Here is an 18,288-nt window from a genome sequence, read left to right as displayed (position 1 = left end):
GAGCACTGGTGCTGGGACCGGTGCTTTTTTTGTTGCATTATAGGAGGGTACATCATGAGAAACTTCTTTCAGTTCCAGGACCGTGGTACGAACTACCGCAAAGAAACCATGGCTGGAATTACAACGTTTCTGTCCATGGCTTATATTCTGGTCGTTAATCCGACCATATTGAGCCAGGCAGGTATGGATAAAGGGGCGCTGTTTACGGCGACTGCCCTGTCAGCCATCGTAGGTTCACTGTTGATCGGACTGCTGGCGAATTTCCCGGTAGGAATCGCTCCGAGTATGGGGTTGAACTCTTTCTTTACTTTTTCTGTTGTTATCGGAATGGGGATTGACTGGGAAATCGCATTGACAGGGGTATTCGTAGCCAGTGTCATTTTCGTTATTTTGAGTCTTTTTAAGATCCGTGAGAAAATTATAAACGTTATTCCCAAGGATTTAAAGCATGCTATTGCCGGAGGAATCGGCTTCTTCATCGCATTTATAGGTTTGAAGAACGCCGGCATCATCGTCGGGGCGGAATCGACGATTGTTTCGATCGGTCAGTTCACAACACCTACAACAGCCCTTGCTGCCTTCGGGTTCATCATTACGCTCATGCTGATGGTCCGTGGTGTGCGTGGAGGCATCTTCTACGGGATCGTCATCACGAGTATCGTCGGGATGCTTGCGGGACTGGTTGCTGTTCCGGATTCAATTGTCGGACAGGTGCCCAGTCTTGAGCCTACGTTCGGTGTCGCGTTTGAAAACCTCGGGAATATTTGGACGCCTGAAATTCTTGCTGTCATCTTCACGTTCCTGTTCGTGGCGTTCTTTGATACCGCTGGTGCCCTTATTGCCGTGGCGAGCCAGGCGGGAATTATGAAGGATAACCAAATTCCCAATGCCGGTCGTGCGCTTCTCGCCGACTCCACTTCTGGTGTTGCGGGAGCGGTCTTCGGTACTTCCACGACGGCGTCCTTCGTCGAGTCATCAGCAGGCGTTGCAGTCGGTGGACGGACCGGTTTCACCAGTGTCGTCATATCCGTCTGTTTCTTCATTGCTTTATTCTTTTCCCCGCTTCTCGGCGTCATCACGCCGGAAGTCACAGCTCCGGCTCTCATCATTGTCGGGGCATTGATGGCGACAGAAGTGAAGGAAATCAACTGGGATCGATTTGAAATCTTTGTCCCTGCCTTCGTGACGATCATTATGATGCCGCTCACGTCCAGTGTGGCGACAGGGATTGCGCTCGGGTTTATTCTTTACCCGTTTGCTATGATTGCGAACAGAAATTGGAGACAAGTCCATCCGATTATGTACGTTCTCGCTTTTCTGTTTCTGCTTTATTTTATATTTTTATAATAGGGACAGCCCTCGGAGTAGAACTCCGGGGGTTTTTTTGATTTAAATTAGGAGACAATTCGGATAATTGAAACGATGATCAGCCGTCACCCGTATAGAAAAGAAAAGGGGGATGCGTGCGATGCGTTTTCTTTACAGTAACAGAGAAACCTGGATCAAGAAATCGAACCAGTCTTTTTTGGAAATCGGTGGCGTCATGCTGACCGTAGTTTTTTCATTATACGTACACGACAGGGTGGAACCATTCTATATGCTTGCGAGTGGATTTCTTTTTGTGCTGGGAATCGCTAAATTCATTTACTACAGAAAGATGCCGGAACGGGTATATGTCTCCCTTGGGAAAGACCACTTGAAGATCCGGGCTAATTGGATCGACAGGAATATCTCTGTTCCCTTTGAAGAGATTACAAGGATGCAGCTGGTTGACGGAGAAATTCTCGTGCTACAAACAGGAAAAGACAGAGAAGAAGAAGAAATATATTTAGAGAATATGAAAAAAGAGGATAGGGAAACGCTGCTTAGAGAGCTTGACGGATTGTCTGGAAAGCGTGTATCGATGTCATTCTTACATACAAATGAGGAAGAGGGGGAAGAACGTGGAGCATGTAACAGAACATAACAGCAAAGCATGGGACAAGAAGGTTGAGGAAGGAGTCCGCTACACAGCATCGGTTTCCTCTCTTACTGTGGAAGAAGCGAAGGCAGGCGTCTGGTCGATCGGGGTAACGGCAGATAAGCAAATACCGAGAAACTGGTTCCCACCTTCCATGGAGGGGCGGAAGGTTCTTTGTTTAGCTTCAGGGGGAGGGCAGCAGGGCCCGGTACTTGCAGCCGCAGGAGCAGACGTCACGGTTTTCGATCTGTCGGAGAAGCAGCTGGAGCAGGATCGTAAAGTTGCAAAAGCCGAATCGCTCTCTTTGCAAACAGTGAAAGGGGATATGACAAATCTGTCCTGTTTCCGTGATGAAACGTTCGATTTGATCATCCATCCCGTGTCTAATGTATTTATTCCTGACATTCGTCCCGTTTGGGGGGAAGCCTCCCGCGTACTGAAAGAAAAAGGGGTGCTTATCTCCGGGTTTATGAATCCAGTGCTATATCTGTTCGATGAGGAAAAAGAAGCGGCAGGCAAGTTGGAAGTGGTACATAAGATTCCATATTCTCCGCTGGAGGAAGAAGTACGAGAAGGCGAAGCGCTCGAATTCGGCCATACGCTGGAGGACCAGCTCCAGGGACAGATGGATGCCGGCTTCGTAATCACGGATATGTATGAAGACAACTTCGGGGACGGGAGGCTGGTCGATTCTTACATCAAGACGATGATGGCGACAAGGGCAGTGAATGTTAGGCTTTAGGTGCCGAGCGCTTCGTTAAGGTTGTATAGAAGAGGAGGGTGATTTTTTGAAGGGCAGGATGCGAGTGGGAACCATTTATTTACCAGTTTGTGATGTGAAGAGAGCGAAGGAGTGGTATGAAGAGAAGGTGGGCATCCGCAGTCATTTTGTGGATAGAGATAAAGCGATCTTCGACTTTGCCAATTTGAGCTTCTTTCTTGTACGTTCTCCATCGGGGCAGACGTCTGATTTTATTGACGCGGAAGGAGTTGTGCGTCCGTCTCTTACGCTGGAAGTGGATGGGGTCACAGAGTTGGAGGAATTTCGAACCCGTTTAATCGCCGCGGGCGTTTCGGTTGGGGAGTTGGAAGACAGGGGGCACCCGGGCAGAAATTTTATCTTCTTCGATTTGGACGGTAACAGGATTGATGTATGGAGTGGGAGTGGAGAGTATAAGTGAGGGAGGGGGCGGGAAGCAAATCAGGCTTCTTCCTCCCTCTTAAAGGTGTTTTTGGCAGTGACAGCCATCTCCACCTCTTCAATCGTTCGACAATAGCTGGACTCGATGTCCTCGTCCAACTCTTTTGTTTTCGCTTTCATCCAGCGAAGGGTGGTTAAATTTCGGAACCAGTCTCCAGGCTCTGCTTCCTGATGTGTCCAGTCTTCCCATGCCTGCTCAAGTGGAGGGCTGTATATTTTAGGACCCTTATGCTTTCTTCTGCATGGACTTTCTAACAGCTCATGAACCTTCCCTGGTGGTGTTTCCTTTACAAGGCTGAACAAGTCCGGCCAGTAATCGCTTCGTGATCCGGAATGCACATGTGCTTCTGACCACGCTGTAATCTGCTCCAATCGTGACTTTACAGAGAAAAGAGTATGGTATAAAGACTTGCCGAAGAAGACACGCGCATCGACGGCAGAGAAGTGATGAACCGTTCCTCCAATCAGCTTTGTTTTCTTCTGGTTCGGAGTCTCGTAAGGGAATAGGATGTGATTAAAGTCAAGAATGTCCTGCAGCTTAAACATGACTTTGTCCGTCACGGTCTGCATATATTGATGATTCTGGACGACACGTTCCTCAATATACATCTGCTCGTTAACGATCAGGGCTTTGGTGATTCTTTCACTGTTCCCATCGTCCCAGAACTTCTCCCAAAAAGGAAGCATGAACGCAGAAATTCCGAGGGGAGCGAGCAGGTGGAAGAGAGGTCTGCCGATCTGCCTGCTGTATTGATACAACAGCAATTGCGGATAAGCATCCTGAAAAATAAGCCAGTTTCCCCGCTCCAAAAACACGAAGAAATCGACTTGTTCTTTTCCTGATAATAATACAGGGAGATATTCCCCCTTAAGGTCCGTCATGTTCCACCCTGCATTTCTGGAAACAAGGTGAGCGAGCAGGGACCAGTGCATTTCCGGGTTGTTTCGATAATATTGGAAATATGCTGCAGTTCTGGTGCAGTTGTTCCGGTTCGCCGTTACCGTCTCTTTCCGGATGGCTTCGATGATCTCTTTATCCTTCATCGATAAGGGGTGACTGACGCCCTTCGCTTTCAGCGTTTGCTTCAATTGTTTCTTCAACCAGCGACCGCCGTCCAGCATGCCTGTCGTCTCCTCTCTTACCTTGCCGTTTTTTTATACTATATAGTATCCGCGAAACCTTCCTTTTCATGTAAAAAAAGGAAGGTTATTTTGCACTCGATGACGAATGTCAAAGAATAAGGAACAGGCGTTTTCTTATCCGTTTATCCAAGGATATGAAAAGGGCAGAGGAGGTTATGTCCCATTTATTCCTTTGTTTTCTTCGCAGGGGAAGGAATAAGTGAAGCGTTGGATGAAAGCTGAAAAATCGAAGGAGGGATAGGATGGAACAAAAGCTGTTGTGGACTAATTTTGAAGACCAGGGAGCAGAATTTGTGACGATCAAGCATCAGAAAGATTACATGCAGGCGGAAGGGACGGTCCTGCTGGTCCGTGAAGAGCGTCCTGTACGAATCAGATATTCGATCAAGCTCGGATCCGACTGGAAGACGAAGAAGGTGAAAATATATAAGGAGGACAGGGAGGAGCCGTTTGTCGTCCAGACGGAGAAGGAAGATAAATGGTATGTGAATGGGTGCTATGACGAGAATATGGATGGAGCTACGAATGTGGATCTGTCCATCACCCCTTTATCCAACATGTTTCCGATCAACCGGGTGTCGTGGGAGATCGGGCAGAAGCGGACGTTTAAGATGGTATATATCGACGTGTGGAAAGAAGAGGCTGCGCCTGTACTCCAGACCTACACGTATTTAGGCGTTGACGGCGGAGAACGGGTTTTCCAGTATAAATGCAGAGAATATGAAACAAAGATTTTTGTCGATGAAAGTGGAGTAGTCATGGAATATCCAAGGGTGTTTACCTTGGCTGCTTCTGCACAGTCGGAAGAGAGCGGGGAGAAGCCTCCTTCCACAAATGAAACCATGGCCTTCCACGCGTTTTATTAACTGGTGCTTTCCCTACCCCGTTCCGCGGGGTTTTTGTTTTATACAGGAAGAAGTTTTATACTTAAAGCAGAGTGGACCAATCAGCTAAGAGGAGAGGAAACAACATTCATGAACACGGTAGTTATATTGGCGGAAAAGCCTTCCCAGGCGAAGGCATATGCAGACGCCTTTCAAGTGAAAGAAAAAACGAAAACCCATATTGTCATAAAACCGGACCCCATTTTTCCGGAAGGGGCTGTTATCACTTGGGGGATTGGTCATCTTGCAGAATTAAAGGAACCCCACGATTATAAGAAAGAATGGAAAACGTGGAAATTGGACGAACTGCCGATCATTCCTGATAATTTCCGTGAAAAGGTACAGGCAGGAAAAAGCGCTCAATTCCGGGCGGTGAAGAGCTGGTTCCAGGCGGCGGACATGATTATTAATGCTGCGGACGTCGATCGGGAAGGATCGAATATTTTTTACAGTATACTCCGTCTCACAGGGGTACGTCATAAACCAATTAAGCGTTTGTGGATCAATTCCCTGGAGAAAGATGAAGTCAGGAAAGGATTCCAAAACCTCCAGTCGAACGAACGGGATCTGTTAATGTTCCAGGAAGCCAAGGCAAGGCAGATCAGCGACTGGATCGTCGGCATTAATGCGAGCCGGTTGTTTTCTCTTTTAATGCAGCAAAAAGGTTTTGCCGGAAGTCTCTCGATCGGAAGGGTGCAGTCCCCGACCGTTTATATGATCTACCAAAGGCAGATGGAGATAGAGCAATTCGTTTCTACCCCCTTTTATCAGCTCGAAGGGACCTTTACATCCCGGCAGGGGACTTATAAAGGGATGGCTGAGGTTAAAGCAGATAAGAAAGATGTCGTGGAGGAGCTGTTAATAAAACATAACATCGAGGAAGGTGCCCGGGCAGCAGGAAGCGTGCAGACGGTGGAGAAAAAACGAAAACATATTAAATCTCCGAAGCTTCATTCCTTATCGACCCTGCAGAGTACGGCGAACCGAAAATGGAAGTACAGCCCTTCCCATGTGTTGAAGACCGTGCAGAAGCTGTATGAGAAGAAGCTGGTCTCCTACCCGAGAACCGACAGCCAGCACATAACAAAAAGTGAGTTCAGTTACCTGCGCAATAATCTGGAAGGGTATCAGCAGTCGATGGGAGTGACGTTCCAACCGTCCTCTACCTATCCAAAGAAGCGGTACGTCGATGATGGAAAAGTACAGGAGCACTATGCTATCGTCCCCACGAAGAAGGTGCCGACTGCGTCTGCTATAGAACGCCTCACACGCGATGAGACAAACTTATACAAAGAAGTAGTCCTGACGACACTCGCCATGTTTCATGAGGATTATATTTATGAAGAGACAACGATTAAGACGGAAGTTCAGGAACTGCTGTTCACCTCCGTTGGGAGAGTAGAAGTACAGAAGGGCTGGAAGGAATTGTTTCCGACTGGGAAGAAAACAAACGACGAGGACATCCTCCCGCCTGTAAAGCCGGATGAAGGCGTGGAAGCTGTTGTACATATTAAAGAAGGAATGACGAAGCCGCCGAAGCCGTACACCGAGGGGCAGCTGATCAACATGATGAAGACGTGCGGAAAGTATATCGAGGATGAAGCGGATCATGAGATTTTGAAAGAGGTGGAAGGGCTAGGAACAGAGGCCACCCGTTCAGGGATCATCGAGACAATTAAAGTACAGAAGTACATCGAAGTGAAGAAGAACATCGTCAGCATTACAGAGAAAGGCCGTATGCTCTGCGAAGCGATCGACGGTACATTATTGTCGAGTCCGGCCATGACGGCGAAGTGGGAGACGTATTTGAAGAAAATCGGGAACGGACAAGGTTCCAGTGACTCATTTCTTAAGCAGACGGGACAATTCATTCATAAGCTTATAGAAGAAACGCCGGGTCAAGTAGAAAAAGTGAAAGTACGCGCAGCTGCTCAAACAAGAACGGGGGAAGCCATCGCGCAATGTCCAGCCTGTAAGCAGGGAGGCGTGATGGATCGAGGACGGTTCTACGGATGCTCCGCCTACAAAGAGGGATGTAAGCTTTCTTTTCCCAAGCGGATCGCCGGAAAGACGCTTACAAAGCATATGATTAAAACGCTCTGCGAGAAACGGAAGACGAGAGTTCTGAAGGGTTTCAAAGGGAAGAAAAAATTTAATGCAGCGCTGCTTCTGGATGAAAAGAACAAGATAAAATTTGATTTTGAGAATAAAACGAAAGACAATAAGTAACCCTTCATCCATATTTACTTAACATTTATTACAAATAATGTATAATGTTCAGGGAGAGATAGATACAGGGGATACGTAACAAAGGATGGGGATAGGAAATGCCGGATAAGGAAGAAAAGTCCACTGATGAAATGAGTCAGGCGATGGGGAAGAAAAAGCAGCAATATAAATCTGTCCGTATTTATCCGGAAGATTTTCAAGAGTACAGACGTCTGGCATTTCATAATGATACGTCTATTGTAGAGACGATATCACAAGCGCTCGCAGCTTATAAAGAAAAATTCGAAGACGGGAACAGATGAATGGAAGAAGAGTACCAGCATAAAGCTGGTACTCTTTTCGTCTTTTGCAGACTTCATTTGAATAGATGGATCATGGGAGTGTCTATTCTTTGACTTCATTACCCTATTGGGTATATAGTGTGTGGATGGAAAGGCGTGATTGTATGATATTAGCTGTCATTATTCCATTATTGATCCTAATCCTGTTTTCCAAGCGCTATTTACCTGTGTTTGGCTTGAAGGATTTCAACAGGCACCCCTCTTCCTCACTTGAAAAGGGAGTCATCGTCGTGGATACGAGGGATTACCAAGTGTCCTCCAAGGAGGCGTGCGACGGCACGCTGCTTCTCCCGCTTGCGTATCTGCGAAGGTATTACCCGAATATTTCGTCGACCCGCGTTGTGTTGATCTGCGCGGATAAGGTGGAGAGGAACCTGGCCGTGCGTTTCCTGGAACGGAAAGGGTTTAAAGTAGAAGGGTTCTATGTACCGCAGGAAACAAACCGCCTCTCCAAGCCTTGTTTAGGAGAGTAGAATACTGAAAAAAAGGAGCTGTCCTTATTAGGACAGCTCTTTTTTATGGGTGCGTTTTCTCTTTCGTTTCTTTCTTTTTACTTCAGCGTTTATTGCTTTATAGAAAGATACGCCCATTAACATAAGAATAATGGAGAATGGAAAAGCAGCGACGATCAGGACGTTTTGCAGCCCCTGTGTTCCGCCGAAATACACGATGATGGCTGCCATCGCTGACAGCGAAACACCCCAAAGGATTTTGACGAATCCCGGAGGGTTCATGGATCCCCCTGTAGAAAGCATCCCCAGGACAAATGTCGCTGAATCGGCGGATGTAATGAAGAATATTGCTATGACAAACAGTGTAAGGAATGACATAACTGTACCGAGATGATAATGCTGTAACGTTGCAAACGTCGCCGTTTCAACTGGGAATTGTGAGATTTTCTCTATGCCCAACTGCTCCAGGTTCAATGCAGAAACACCGAACACGGTGAAGAAAATGAAGCAGATCAATGATGGGACGAGTAGAACCCCAAGCATGAATTCTTTAACGGTTCTTCCTTTAGATATACGGGCAATGAATATACCGACGAATGGTGCCCAGGAGATCCACCATGCCCAATAGAAGAGAGTCCAGTCATTAATCCAGCTTCGGCCGTCTTCATCAAGGGGAGCGATCCGGAAGCTCATATCTACGAAATTTGCGATATAACTCCCGATAGAAGAAGTAAACATATTCAGGATGTACAGGGTCGGACCAACGATGAACAGCATGATCATAAGTAGGAAACCGAGTCCCATATTGGCATTACTCAAATATTTGATTCCTTTACTTACACCGGACCATGCTGACGCAAGGAACAGGACTGTTGATACAGTAAGGATAATCAGCTGTACCGTGAAGTTGGTCGGAACGTTGAACAGAAAGGCGAGTCCCTCGTTGATTTGAGCAGAACCGAAACCTAGTATGGCTGCGACCCCTACGACAGTAGCTACAACAGCCATCGTATCCACAGCCTTCCCGAGCGGTCCGTTCATTCGTTCTTCACCGAAGAGAGGAATGAGCGTCGGGCTGATCAGGCCGGAGTAACCTTTGTAAAAACGGAAGTAGGCAAGGACGAGGGCAGTCAAGGCGTAAATCGCCCAGGCGTGGATGCCCCAATGGAAAAACGAAAACTGAAGCGATTGCTTAATCGCTTCGTCACTTCCTTCTTCCGCAATCGGGCTGTTGATGAATGCGTGGGAAATGGGTTCGGCGGTCGTCCAGAACACAAGTCCCATTCCCAACCCTGCGCTAAATAACATAGCAAACCATGTCGGAAGATTGAAATCGGGTTCGTCTGATTCCTTTCCTAATTTAATCGTATTGAACCTCGAGAAAATAAGGTACACACAAAAAATTAAAATCAAAACGACGAGAAGTAGATAATACCAGCCGAAACGATCGGAAACAAACGCAGTTATTGATTCTGTTACATGTTGTAAATGTTCAGGGCCGACAGCCCCCCAAATGATGACAAGCGCACAGATGGCGATGCCATACCAAAATACACTAGATACATTTTTCAAACTTCTTTCACCTCATACGTGTATGTAAGCAGACGCTTCAAACTTCCTCATACCCTGTTTAGGTATAAAGAAAACCAGTGTCTATTCATGATGCCTGACATACTTATTTTTTCGTAAATTTGAGCGACATTTAAGAGCATAACATAAGATTAGAAAACGGCAAAATCACGTAGGGAAGCTTTACAGGAGATGGTTATGCACCTCGACGACCTATTTCTCGTATCCTCTAAATCGTGCTGTAATCGTCCGTTTTCTTTAAGAATAAAACGAAATTGTCTCTTTTTTAAGGTCATGTAAAAAAAGTTAACATAGGTATTGTGAAAATTTTCAGTATTTGCTAAACTCTTAACTAACATACAATGTAATAAAATCTAACATTAGGAGATGGGCTGATGGATTCAACGTTTCTTATGAATAATTTATGGATCATCGTTTGTACAATCCTCGTATTACTGATGCAGGGAGGATTCATTTTACTGGAAGCAGGCTCAACGAGAATGAAGAACGCGGGACACATTGCTGGCAAAACAGTTTTCACTGTAGGGATTGTTTCTTTAGTTTTCTGGGCTGTCGGTTACGGTCTTATCTACGGTGAGGGCAATGCCATCATTGGATTTTCTGATTTCTTTTTCGGTGATGCCACAACGATGGGCGAGGGGCTTGCCGGTTCGGTTGATTTCATGTTCCAACTCGCCTTTGCGGCCATTGCTATGACTATTGCCTTTGGGGGGTTCGCTGAGCGTGCCAAGTTGATCGCTTATGTCATATTCGCTGTTTTGTTTTCCGTTATCATCTATCCTGTCATTGCTCACTGGATCTGGGGCGGCGGATGGCTAGCCGAGCATGGAAAGCAGGATTTCGCAGGATCGACAGTCGTCCATTTGACAGGTGCCATGGCCGCGCTTGCGGCTACGATGATCCTTAAACCGAGGATCGGCAAATACAATAAGGACGGATCATCCAATGAAATTGCGGGACATAACCAAGTATTCACGGCGCTTGGGGTACTGCTTCTTTGGGTGGGATGGTTCGGATTTAATGCGGGAAGTACCTTCGGGGTGGCAGATGCTTTCTTCGGATATGTTGCTTTGAACACGCAGCTTGCAGCTGGGGCAGGTGCGGTTGGAGCCATGCTGATGGTGTGGGTGATCACGGGTAAAGCAGATGTGCCGACAACGCTGAACGGCGCATTGGCAGGGTTGGTCGCCATTACGGCTTCCTGTGCCTTTGTTGAGCCATGGGCGGCTGTCGTTATCGGTTTGATTGGCGGTGCGTTTGTATTCTTCAGTATGCGTTTCTTTGACAAACGTAGAATTGACGATCCTATCTTTGCTCTTTCTGTTCACGGAACGGTCGGAGTATGGGGGACGTTGTCCAACGGTCTTTTCGCTACTCCGGAATTGGCGACCGTCGGGCGCCCCGGGTTGTTTTACGGCGGCGGGTTTGAACAACTTGGAGTCCAGCTTTTAGGTGTCGTAAGCTGTGGACTTTATGCATTCATCGTTTCCTATATTATCCTGAAGGTCATGGATAAATCGATGGGAGGCTTGCGCGTAACGGAAGAGGAAGAAATTATGGGTCTTGACTTGAGTGAGCATGGAGGATATGGATATCCAGAGAACCTGACACCTCCGAAAACGGGTGCTTAAATAAGAATCGGGAAGGGATACGATGTTGGATACTTATGAAGCTTTAAGAGAGTATCGGGAGATGAGATTGCAGTCTGTTCTTTATGGTCATAAGGAACTGCACGCACTTCATGATCGTTTGATTACAAGGACGTTTCGTCTGGCCAGGCGGCAGGTAGCGAAAGAGCAGGGTGATCCCCCTGCTCCTTTTGCTTTCTATTTAATGGGTAGTGCCGGCAGAGGTGAGCAGTCGGTTTGGAGCGATCAGGATCACGGCATTCTTTTTTCAGGAGAGGACCATCTACAGGGGTACTTCCTGCGTCTTGGAGAAGAAGTGAGCCGTGGGTTGGAAGTTGTTGGTTATGATCGGTGTGAAGGAGAAGTCATGGCTTCCAATCCGCTATGGTGTCAAAGTACAGTTCGGTTCAAGGAACAAATTCGCAGTTGGCTCGAAGCGGAAGATTGGCAGACACTGCGCCATTTTACAATATTTTTTGATTCGAGGGTGCTGCATGGGGATCCTGTTCTGTTGGGAGAGGTAAAGGCCCATGCGTTTTCACAATTGCAAAAGGCCCCTCACCTTTATAAACGCTTGTATGAAAATATGGAATTCATGAAAAAAGGGACAGGAGTATTTGGTCAGCTTTTGACGGAACAGACAGGGGAGGGAAAAGGAAAAATTAACGTGAAAGAAACCGTTTATTTTCCTTATGTGAACGCTTTGAGAATTCTGGCACTATGTGAAGGCATCTATCCACCTTCCACCCTGGAGAGATTCCGTGCGCTGTTATCGTATTACCCAAGCCTCTCCGAATATGAAGATGACTTTCGGAAGTTGTTGGAATACCGAATTCAATGGGGTCGGGATGCGGATCATTATGAAAACGTACATCTGATTTCTCCTTCTATTTTGGATAAAGAAGAAAAACAGTTGTTAAAGCGATGGATGAAGCATGGGAAGCAGTTGGTGTCAGAAACGCGGCACCACATAAGGGGAGGAGGATAAGTATGAACCCCTTCTTTCAATTCGTAAAGGATCTTTCCGGGAGATTGGGGAGCGGTTTCTCTTCCTTGAATGAGAAGGATCCGACGAGTGTGGCCTATATGAGGAATCTGGAGCGTCAAATGAAAGAGAAGGATGTGCTCTCTCTTCCGTTTAATGACCTTCCGATTACAGTTTTTGACTTAGAAACAACCGGATTTCATCCATATAACGGGGACCGCATCCTGTCCATCGGCGCCGTAAAGGTCAAAAGAGGAGAGGTAGTGAAGGAGGATACCTTCTATTCCCTCGTCTCCTCAGAGGTTCCGCCATCGGATGAAATCACGCAGCTTACGGGAATTACGGAAGAAATGATCCATGGCGCCCCGTCTCTCCAAGAGGTCCTTCGAGAGTTTTATACGTATATTAAGGATGATGTACTCGTAGCGCATCATGCATCCCATGAGAAACAGTTCATGCAGCATGCCACGTGGCTTGCATTAAAGAAGAAGTTTCAGCATCGACTCGTCGATACTTCTTTTCTGACGAGACTCACCCTTAGTGAGGAACACCAACTTAGTTTGGATGCCTGTTGTGACGTTTATGGTATAACGAATGAACAGAGGCACCATGCCCTGCACGATGCGGTAGCAGCAGCGGAAATTTGGGTGGAAAGCGCGCGGCTCGTTCAAGGGCAGGGATATTCCAACTTGAACGATGTCTACGAAAGACTTGCCAATATGGAAGATTGACAGCACAAAAACCTTTTTGTGCTGTTCGGTTATTCAAATAAACGTTGTTTCCTTTCTTTACTTATACTATATTTAATGCATACTACCACGAACATACCAACCAGTTAGTATGTAAAGGGGATGAGTAAAAGTGAGTAAGGTGGAGACGGTACGAGGGCTTGTACATGTGGATCAATTGGGTAAAACGTTGATTCACGAGCACTTTTTTTTCGGATATCCTGGATTTCACGGGGACTTGACACTTGGCGGCTTCGATTTTGACGAGAAGAAAGCACAGGGCATAAAAACGGCGGCTTTGATGATGGAACACGGCGTCCAAACGGTTGTCGATCCCACGCCTAATGAGTGCGGGAGAGATGTGAAGTTGTTGAGAGCGGTGTCTGAAGCTACAGGCCTTCATATCATCTGCGCGACGGGGTTTTATTATGAAGGAGAAGGAGCAACGCCTTACTTCCAGTTTCGACAACAGCTCGGTACAGCGGAAGAAGATATCTATAGTATGTTCATGACAGAGATTACGGAAGGGATCGAAGGCACGGGAATTAAACCCGGAATTATTAAATTGGCATCAAGCAAGGGCCGGATCACGGAGTATGAGCAAATGTTTTTCCGGGCAGCGGTGCGGGTTCAAAAAGAGACGGGGATTGTCCTTTTGACACATACCCAGGAGGGAACGATGGGACCGGAGCAGATAAACTTCCTGATAGACGAGGGCGCGATTCCGGAGAAGGTCGTCATTGGTCATATGTGTGGCACAAGTGACTTAAATCAGCATTTACAAGTATTGAAAAAGGGAGCGTATGTGGCACTCGACCGTTTTGGACTTCAAGGCATTGTTGGCGCACCGGAAGATGAAGAGAGGCTTGCTGTATTAACGGCCCTTGTAGGCATGGGCTATGAAGATCAGTTGTTTCTTGCTCACGATACGGTAAACACATGGTGGGGAAGGGAGCCCGTTCTTCCGGAAACTTTACAATCCCTGCTTGCCAATTGGCATCCTGATCATATCTTTAAAAATATCCTCCCGGAGCTCCTTGAGAAGGGGATCCTTTCATCAGAACAGATAACTACGATATTTCATTCCAATGCTGCCCGCTTATTTGGAGGAGGAGCGGTGGAAGGAAAAGTGGACAGGCTTGAAACAAAGCATATAAATTAGAACGTACACCGGTTCCGAAAACAGGAACCGGTGTTTTTTTGACGGTCCTCCTGGTTTCATCCCAGTATTCTTTTGGTATGATATAGAAAGTCGATTAAACTTAGGTCGGAAATGAGGGGGTCCTATGTCAAAACCACGCATGAAACTCAGCACGATTATTATGATATTCGTCTGCCTGGTCGTGCTCTTATCTTTGTTGATAACAGATCTCTTAATTACCCGGTCGACCGGCAGTGACATAGAGAACCAGCTGGAAGAAAAGGCCGGGATCGTTTCCAAGACAGTGGCCCAGTCGAGACTGGTTCAGCAGGAACTGGAGAATGGGGAAGCGGACATGGATATACAGGAATATACCATGTCGGTACAGGAAGCTTCTGACGTGTTATTTATTGTTGTCATGGATATGAACGGGATCCGCCTTTCTCATCCAAACCAATCCTTGATTGGAAAGCCGTTTCAAGGAGGAGATGAGCAAAGGGTGCTCGAAGGGAAGACTTACGTATCGAAGTCGGAAGGTACACTCGGGCAGTCGCTGCGCGCTTTTGCTCCAGTAATAAACAGAAAGGGCGAACAAATCGGAGCGGTGTCCGTCGGTATTTCTCTTGAGGCGGTGGAAGAATCGATTCATCAAAACCAGCGGCAGATTCTTATTGGATCGATCATCGGTGTGCTGATCGGTATCGCTGGTGCTTTTCTGCTGGCTTGGTATATTAAACGGAGTTTATTCGGACTGGAGCCCTATGCCATTGCAAGAATTCATGAAGAGCGTAACCAAATGCTTCACTCGGTGAGAGAAGGTATTATTGCAATTGACCATGATGGAGTAATTGTGATCGTCAATGAGTCGGCGCGGCGGATCTTTCGAAAAGCGGGTCTGGGAGCCAAAGAACCGATTGGGATGGTCATCCATGATTTTCTGCCGGGAACTTCTTTGGAGCGGGTTTTAAGTACGAAAGAGGGCGAATTGGATGAAGAGCAGGTAATCAACGGGGTGGCCATTATTACAAACAGGGTCCCGTTAATCGTTCAAGAGGAAGTGATCGGTGCCATTGCGACGTTCAGAGACAAGACGGAAGTGAACAGGCTGGCAGAGGAACTGACCGGCGTTAAGCTCTATGCAGACACGCTGAGAGCCCAGTCCCACGAGTTCATGAATCAACTGCACGTCCTGCTTGGATTAATCGAAATGAGAGAATATGAACGGTTGAAGGAGTTCATCGGAACCCTTGTGGAGCATCAGGCGCATGAGGTCGGTCATGTGACGAAGTATATTAAAGATTCCGCCTTGGCAGGTTTTCTTATCGGCAAGATCAGTTATGCGAGGGAAGCGCAGGTTGGAATGACCATCGAGTGCGAGACGGAGATCCCGCCATCTAAAGATCCGGCTTTTTCACACAAATTAATTACCATTCTAGGTAATTTAATCGATAACGCAATCGAAAGTTCCGAAAACAGCGGTCGTAAACGGATCCGCGTCTTCCTTTCTTATATCGACGGCCTGCTGGAGGCTGCTGTAGAAGATCAAGGAACAGGGATTCCAAGGGGAGCTGAAAATAAAATTCTGGAGAAGGGTTTTTCAACCAAGGAAGGATTCCACAGAGGCTTCGGCCTGTTCTTGGTTAATAAAACGGTCGAAGAAGAAGGTGGTACGCTGGAAATGGAGAGAAACGATTCGGGCGGCATGACCTTTACGGTGCTTCTGCCATACGAACCAGGAGGGAAATATCATGATTAAAGTTCTGATCGTGGAAGACGATCCCATGGTGGGAGAATTGAATAAGCAGTATATCCACCAAATGGAAGGTTTTACGACGGTAAAAGTCATCAAAGAAAGTGAGAACGTTCTTCCATATTTGGAAGATGCAGCGGTTGATCTGGTACTTCTGGATATATACATGCCCAAAATGAACGGTTTGGAACTGTTGAAAGAAATTCGCAACCGTAATGCGAATGTCGATGTCATCCTGATAACGGCAGCGTCCGACAGGGAACATATACAAAAAGCAATGCGTTATGGTGCCATTGATTATTTGATCAAGCCGTTTGAATTTGAAAGGTTTGAAGAGGCCGTATTGCGATATAAAGGGCGGCGGAGTAAATGGATTCAGAAAGACCATATGAGTCAAAGAGATCTGGATTCATGGCTGCGGCCTTCGTCGGAAGCGTCTCCTCTTCCGGCAGAACTCCCGAAAGGGTTGACGAAGAACACGCTTCACCGCGTTCATAAAGCAATTCAGGCTAGAAAGGGGGAAACCTTCTCGACGGAAGATCTCTCGGATGCAACCGCCATTTCAAGGGTGTCGATCCGTAAGTATTTGAAATTTTTGAGTCGAATACAATACCTGGAGGAGACGCTCAGTTACGGTGTAGGGCGTCCGATATATCTCTATCAGACGAAAGAAGGGCAGGATCATGTCCTCCATCCATACTTATGAAAGCAGCTTCCGCAGCTGCTTTTTTTAGTTTCAATAAATAAATTAATTTCACAATATGTTCATAAATAACAGAATTTCTTATGATAGGTTCAACAATTGAAAACGCTTACTATAAAGGGAGTGGTGAAATGGCGCAAACAGCAGGTAATATGTATGAGCAAAAGCAGACAGGAAATGTCACGGAATTAAAGCAGGAGAAAAGAACGCCGAAAATCTTCGGGTTACCGGTAGTATGGTTCGGAATTTTTGCTGTAATCACGTTGGTTAGTTTATATACTGGTAATCTTCCCGGTGGTATGATCGGCAGTCTTCTCCTCATGATCGTTCTCGGAGAACTGCTTGGTTGGATCGGCGACCATACACCGATCGTTAAAACGTTCCTTGGCGGGGGAGCGATCGTAGCCATTTTCGGAGCAGCATTTATGGTCTATATGAACTGGCTCCCGGCGGCTTCGGTCGACAGCATGACCACGTTCATGACGGATGGCGGTTTTCTTAATTTCTACATCGCCGCACTCATTACAGGAAGTATTCTCGGTATGGATAAGCAGGTACTTGTTAAAGTCGGGCTGCGTTATTTCGTTCCGATCTTCGGTTCTTTGATTGGTGCAGCATTATTTGCCGGCCTGCTTGGTGCGATCGCCGGTTTTTCCATTCGAGATGCGGTACTAGTCATTACGATGCCGATCATGGGCGGGGGTATGGGAGCAGGTGCTGTGCCAATGAGTCAGGTTTATTCGGAGTTGATGGGAAATGACCCGGGATACTATATTTCCATGCTTGTTCCCGCACTCGCTCTGGGCAATGTTTTTGCTATCGTCCTTGCCAGTATGCTGGATATGCTCGGTCGAAAGGTTCCTTCCTTAAGCGGTAACGGACAGTTGATGAGTGGTTTCAAAATAAAGGAAGAAAAGCATACGTACGACATTAAGAAAATGGGTGTCGGAATGCTTGCTGCCATAGCATTCTTCTCTCTGGGGGGGCTTCTTGGCGATTTCATTCCTCTTCATCCATATGCGTTAATGATTATCCTGGTAGCTGTAGCGAAAATAGCGGATGTCATTCCGCAAACGGTCCTGGACGGTGCCAGTCAGTGGTATAAATTTGTTGCATCCAATTGGACGCTTGCCCTGTTATTTGGAATCGGTATCGCTTATACGGATTTAAATACTGTCATCGAAGCGTTGACACTTCCTTACATTCTAACTGTCTTCGGGGTAGTCTTCGGTGCGATCATCGGCGCCGGTCTGCTTGGAAAGCTGGTCGGGTTCTATCCAATAGAATCCGCCATTACAGCTGGTCTGTGTATGGCGAATATGGGTGGTACGGGAGATGTGGCTGTTCTTTCTGCCTCGAAGCGTATGGAGCTTATGCCTTTTGCGCAGATTTCTTCCCGTCTTGGAGGAGCGCTGATTCTGCTTCTTGCCGGTCTGCTTGTTCCCTTGTTTATATAAGATAAAGACCGCTTTGTGAATAGGCAGAGCGGTCTTCCTTTTTATAGGTAGACCACACCCTCAAAAGGCTGAGCGAAGACGAATGATTATATAAGT

At 46.8% G+C, this 18,288-nt stretch carries 17 protein-coding genes; 15 read left to right on the top strand and 2 right to left on the bottom strand.

From position 1 onward, the window contains the following. Positions 1 to 54: 54 nt before the first annotated feature. The 4 genes from M662_RS11400 to M662_RS11385 all read left to right on the top strand — a co-directional run bounded on the left by M662_RS11400 (position 55) and on the right by M662_RS11385 (position 3,141). A complete protein-coding gene (locus tag M662_RS11400) occupies positions 55 to 1,347 on the top strand; it encodes an NCS2 family permease (RefSeq protein ID WP_026577243.1) in 1,293 nt (430 codons plus the stop codon). Positions 1,348 to 1,468: 121 nt separating this feature from the next. After that, positions 1,469 to 1,966, top strand: a complete 498-nt coding sequence (locus tag M662_RS11395) for a hypothetical protein (RefSeq protein ID WP_008639294.1) — start codon at positions 1,469 to 1,471, stop codon at positions 1,964 to 1,966. Beyond that, on the top strand, positions 1,923 to 2,702 hold the full coding sequence (locus M662_RS11390; protein WP_035387979.1) for a class I SAM-dependent methyltransferase: 780 nt from the start codon (positions 1,923 to 1,925) through the stop codon (positions 2,700 to 2,702). Before M662_RS11395 ends, M662_RS11390 begins: the two co-directional genes overlap by 44 nt. A 46-nt stretch (positions 2,703 to 2,748) precedes the next feature. After that, positions 2,749 to 3,141: a VOC family protein gene (locus M662_RS11385; RefSeq protein WP_008639298.1), complete on the top strand. Its 393-nt coding sequence runs from the start codon at positions 2,749 to 2,751 to the stop codon at positions 3,139 to 3,141. Positions 3,142 to 3,161: 20 nt separating this feature from the next. Here M662_RS11385 and M662_RS11380 read toward each other — a convergent pair whose 3' ends face one another. Next, the gene (locus M662_RS11380) at positions 3,162 to 4,283 is read right to left on the bottom strand and encodes a DUF2515 family protein (protein WP_026577244.1); all 1,122 of its coding nucleotides are present in this window, start codon (positions 4,281 to 4,283) and stop codon (positions 3,162 to 3,164) included. Positions 4,284 to 4,546: 263 nt separating this feature from the next. On the opposite strand from M662_RS11380, the gene M662_RS11375 reads away from it, so the two are divergent. The 4 genes from M662_RS11375 (at position 4,547) to M662_RS11360 (ending at position 8,231) form a co-directional block, all read left to right on the top strand. Continuing rightward, positions 4,547 to 5,170 carry a putative glycolipid-binding domain-containing protein gene (locus M662_RS11375; RefSeq protein WP_008639300.1) on the top strand — a complete coding sequence of 208 codons (624 nt, stop codon included), beginning with the start codon at positions 4,547 to 4,549 and terminating at the stop codon, positions 5,168 to 5,170. 108 nt (positions 5,171 to 5,278) lie between these two features. Beyond that, positions 5,279 to 7,417 (top strand): type IA DNA topoisomerase, encoded by a 2,139-nt coding sequence (locus M662_RS11370; RefSeq protein ID WP_008639302.1) that lies wholly within the window; start codon positions 5,279 to 5,281, stop codon positions 7,415 to 7,417. Between the two features lie 98 nt (positions 7,418 to 7,515). Next, the gene (locus tag M662_RS11365) at positions 7,516 to 7,719 is read left to right on the top strand and encodes a hypothetical protein (protein WP_008639303.1); all 204 of its coding nucleotides are present in this window, start codon (positions 7,516 to 7,518) and stop codon (positions 7,717 to 7,719) included. 143 nt (positions 7,720 to 7,862) lie between these two features. Beyond that, positions 7,863 to 8,231, top strand: coding sequence for a rhodanese-like domain-containing protein (locus M662_RS11360; RefSeq protein ID WP_008639304.1), 369 nt, complete (start codon positions 7,863 to 7,865; stop codon positions 8,229 to 8,231). Between the two features lie 27 nt (positions 8,232 to 8,258). Here M662_RS11360 and M662_RS11355 read toward each other — a convergent pair whose 3' ends face one another. Continuing rightward, positions 8,259 to 9,782, bottom strand: a complete 1,524-nt coding sequence (locus M662_RS11355; RefSeq protein ID WP_026577245.1) for a BCCT family transporter — start codon at positions 9,780 to 9,782, stop codon at positions 8,259 to 8,261. A gap of 392 nt (positions 9,783 to 10,174) precedes the next feature. Between M662_RS11355 and M662_RS11350 the strand changes: the two genes are divergently transcribed. From M662_RS11350 to M662_RS11320, 7 genes are all read left to right on the top strand, one after another. Then, entirely contained in the window at positions 10,175 to 11,431 is a 1,257-nt protein-coding gene (locus M662_RS11350; protein WP_008639306.1) for an ammonium transporter, read from the top strand. A gap of 22 nt (positions 11,432 to 11,453) precedes the next feature. Next, positions 11,454 to 12,416, top strand: a complete 963-nt coding sequence (locus M662_RS11345; protein ID WP_035387980.1) for a DUF294 nucleotidyltransferase-like domain-containing protein — start codon at positions 11,454 to 11,456, stop codon at positions 12,414 to 12,416. Positions 12,417 to 12,418: 2 nt separating this feature from the next. Continuing rightward, entirely contained in the window at positions 12,419 to 13,144 is a 726-nt protein-coding gene (locus tag M662_RS11340) for an exonuclease domain-containing protein (protein ID WP_026577246.1), read from the top strand. 130 nt (positions 13,145 to 13,274) lie between these two features. Then, positions 13,275 to 14,303 (top strand): phosphotriesterase family protein, encoded by a 1,029-nt coding sequence (locus tag M662_RS11335; protein WP_035387981.1) that lies wholly within the window; start codon positions 13,275 to 13,277, stop codon positions 14,301 to 14,303. Between the two features lie 124 nt (positions 14,304 to 14,427). Continuing rightward, entirely contained in the window at positions 14,428 to 16,038 is a 1,611-nt protein-coding gene (gene dcuS, locus M662_RS11330; protein ID WP_026577247.1) for a DcuS/MalK family sensor histidine kinase, read from the top strand. Further along, a complete protein-coding gene (locus M662_RS11325) occupies positions 16,031 to 16,738 on the top strand; it encodes a response regulator (protein WP_008639312.1) in 708 nt (235 codons plus the stop codon). The genes dcuS and M662_RS11325 overlap by 8 nt, the downstream gene beginning before the upstream one ends. Positions 16,739 to 16,866: 128 nt before the next feature. Next, entirely contained in the window at positions 16,867 to 18,192 is a 1,326-nt protein-coding gene (locus M662_RS11320) for a 2-hydroxycarboxylate transporter family protein (RefSeq protein WP_026577248.1), read from the top strand. Positions 18,193 to 18,288: the final 96 nt, after the last annotated feature.

This window comes from Bacillus sp. SB49 (assembly GCF_000469135.2).
In the GTDB taxonomy this organism is placed as follows: domain Bacteria; phylum Bacillota; class Bacilli; order Bacillales; family Halobacillaceae; genus Halobacillus.
The sequence above is the reverse complement of the archived record's forward strand: the minus strand, read 5'-3'. Positions and strand labels throughout refer to the sequence as shown.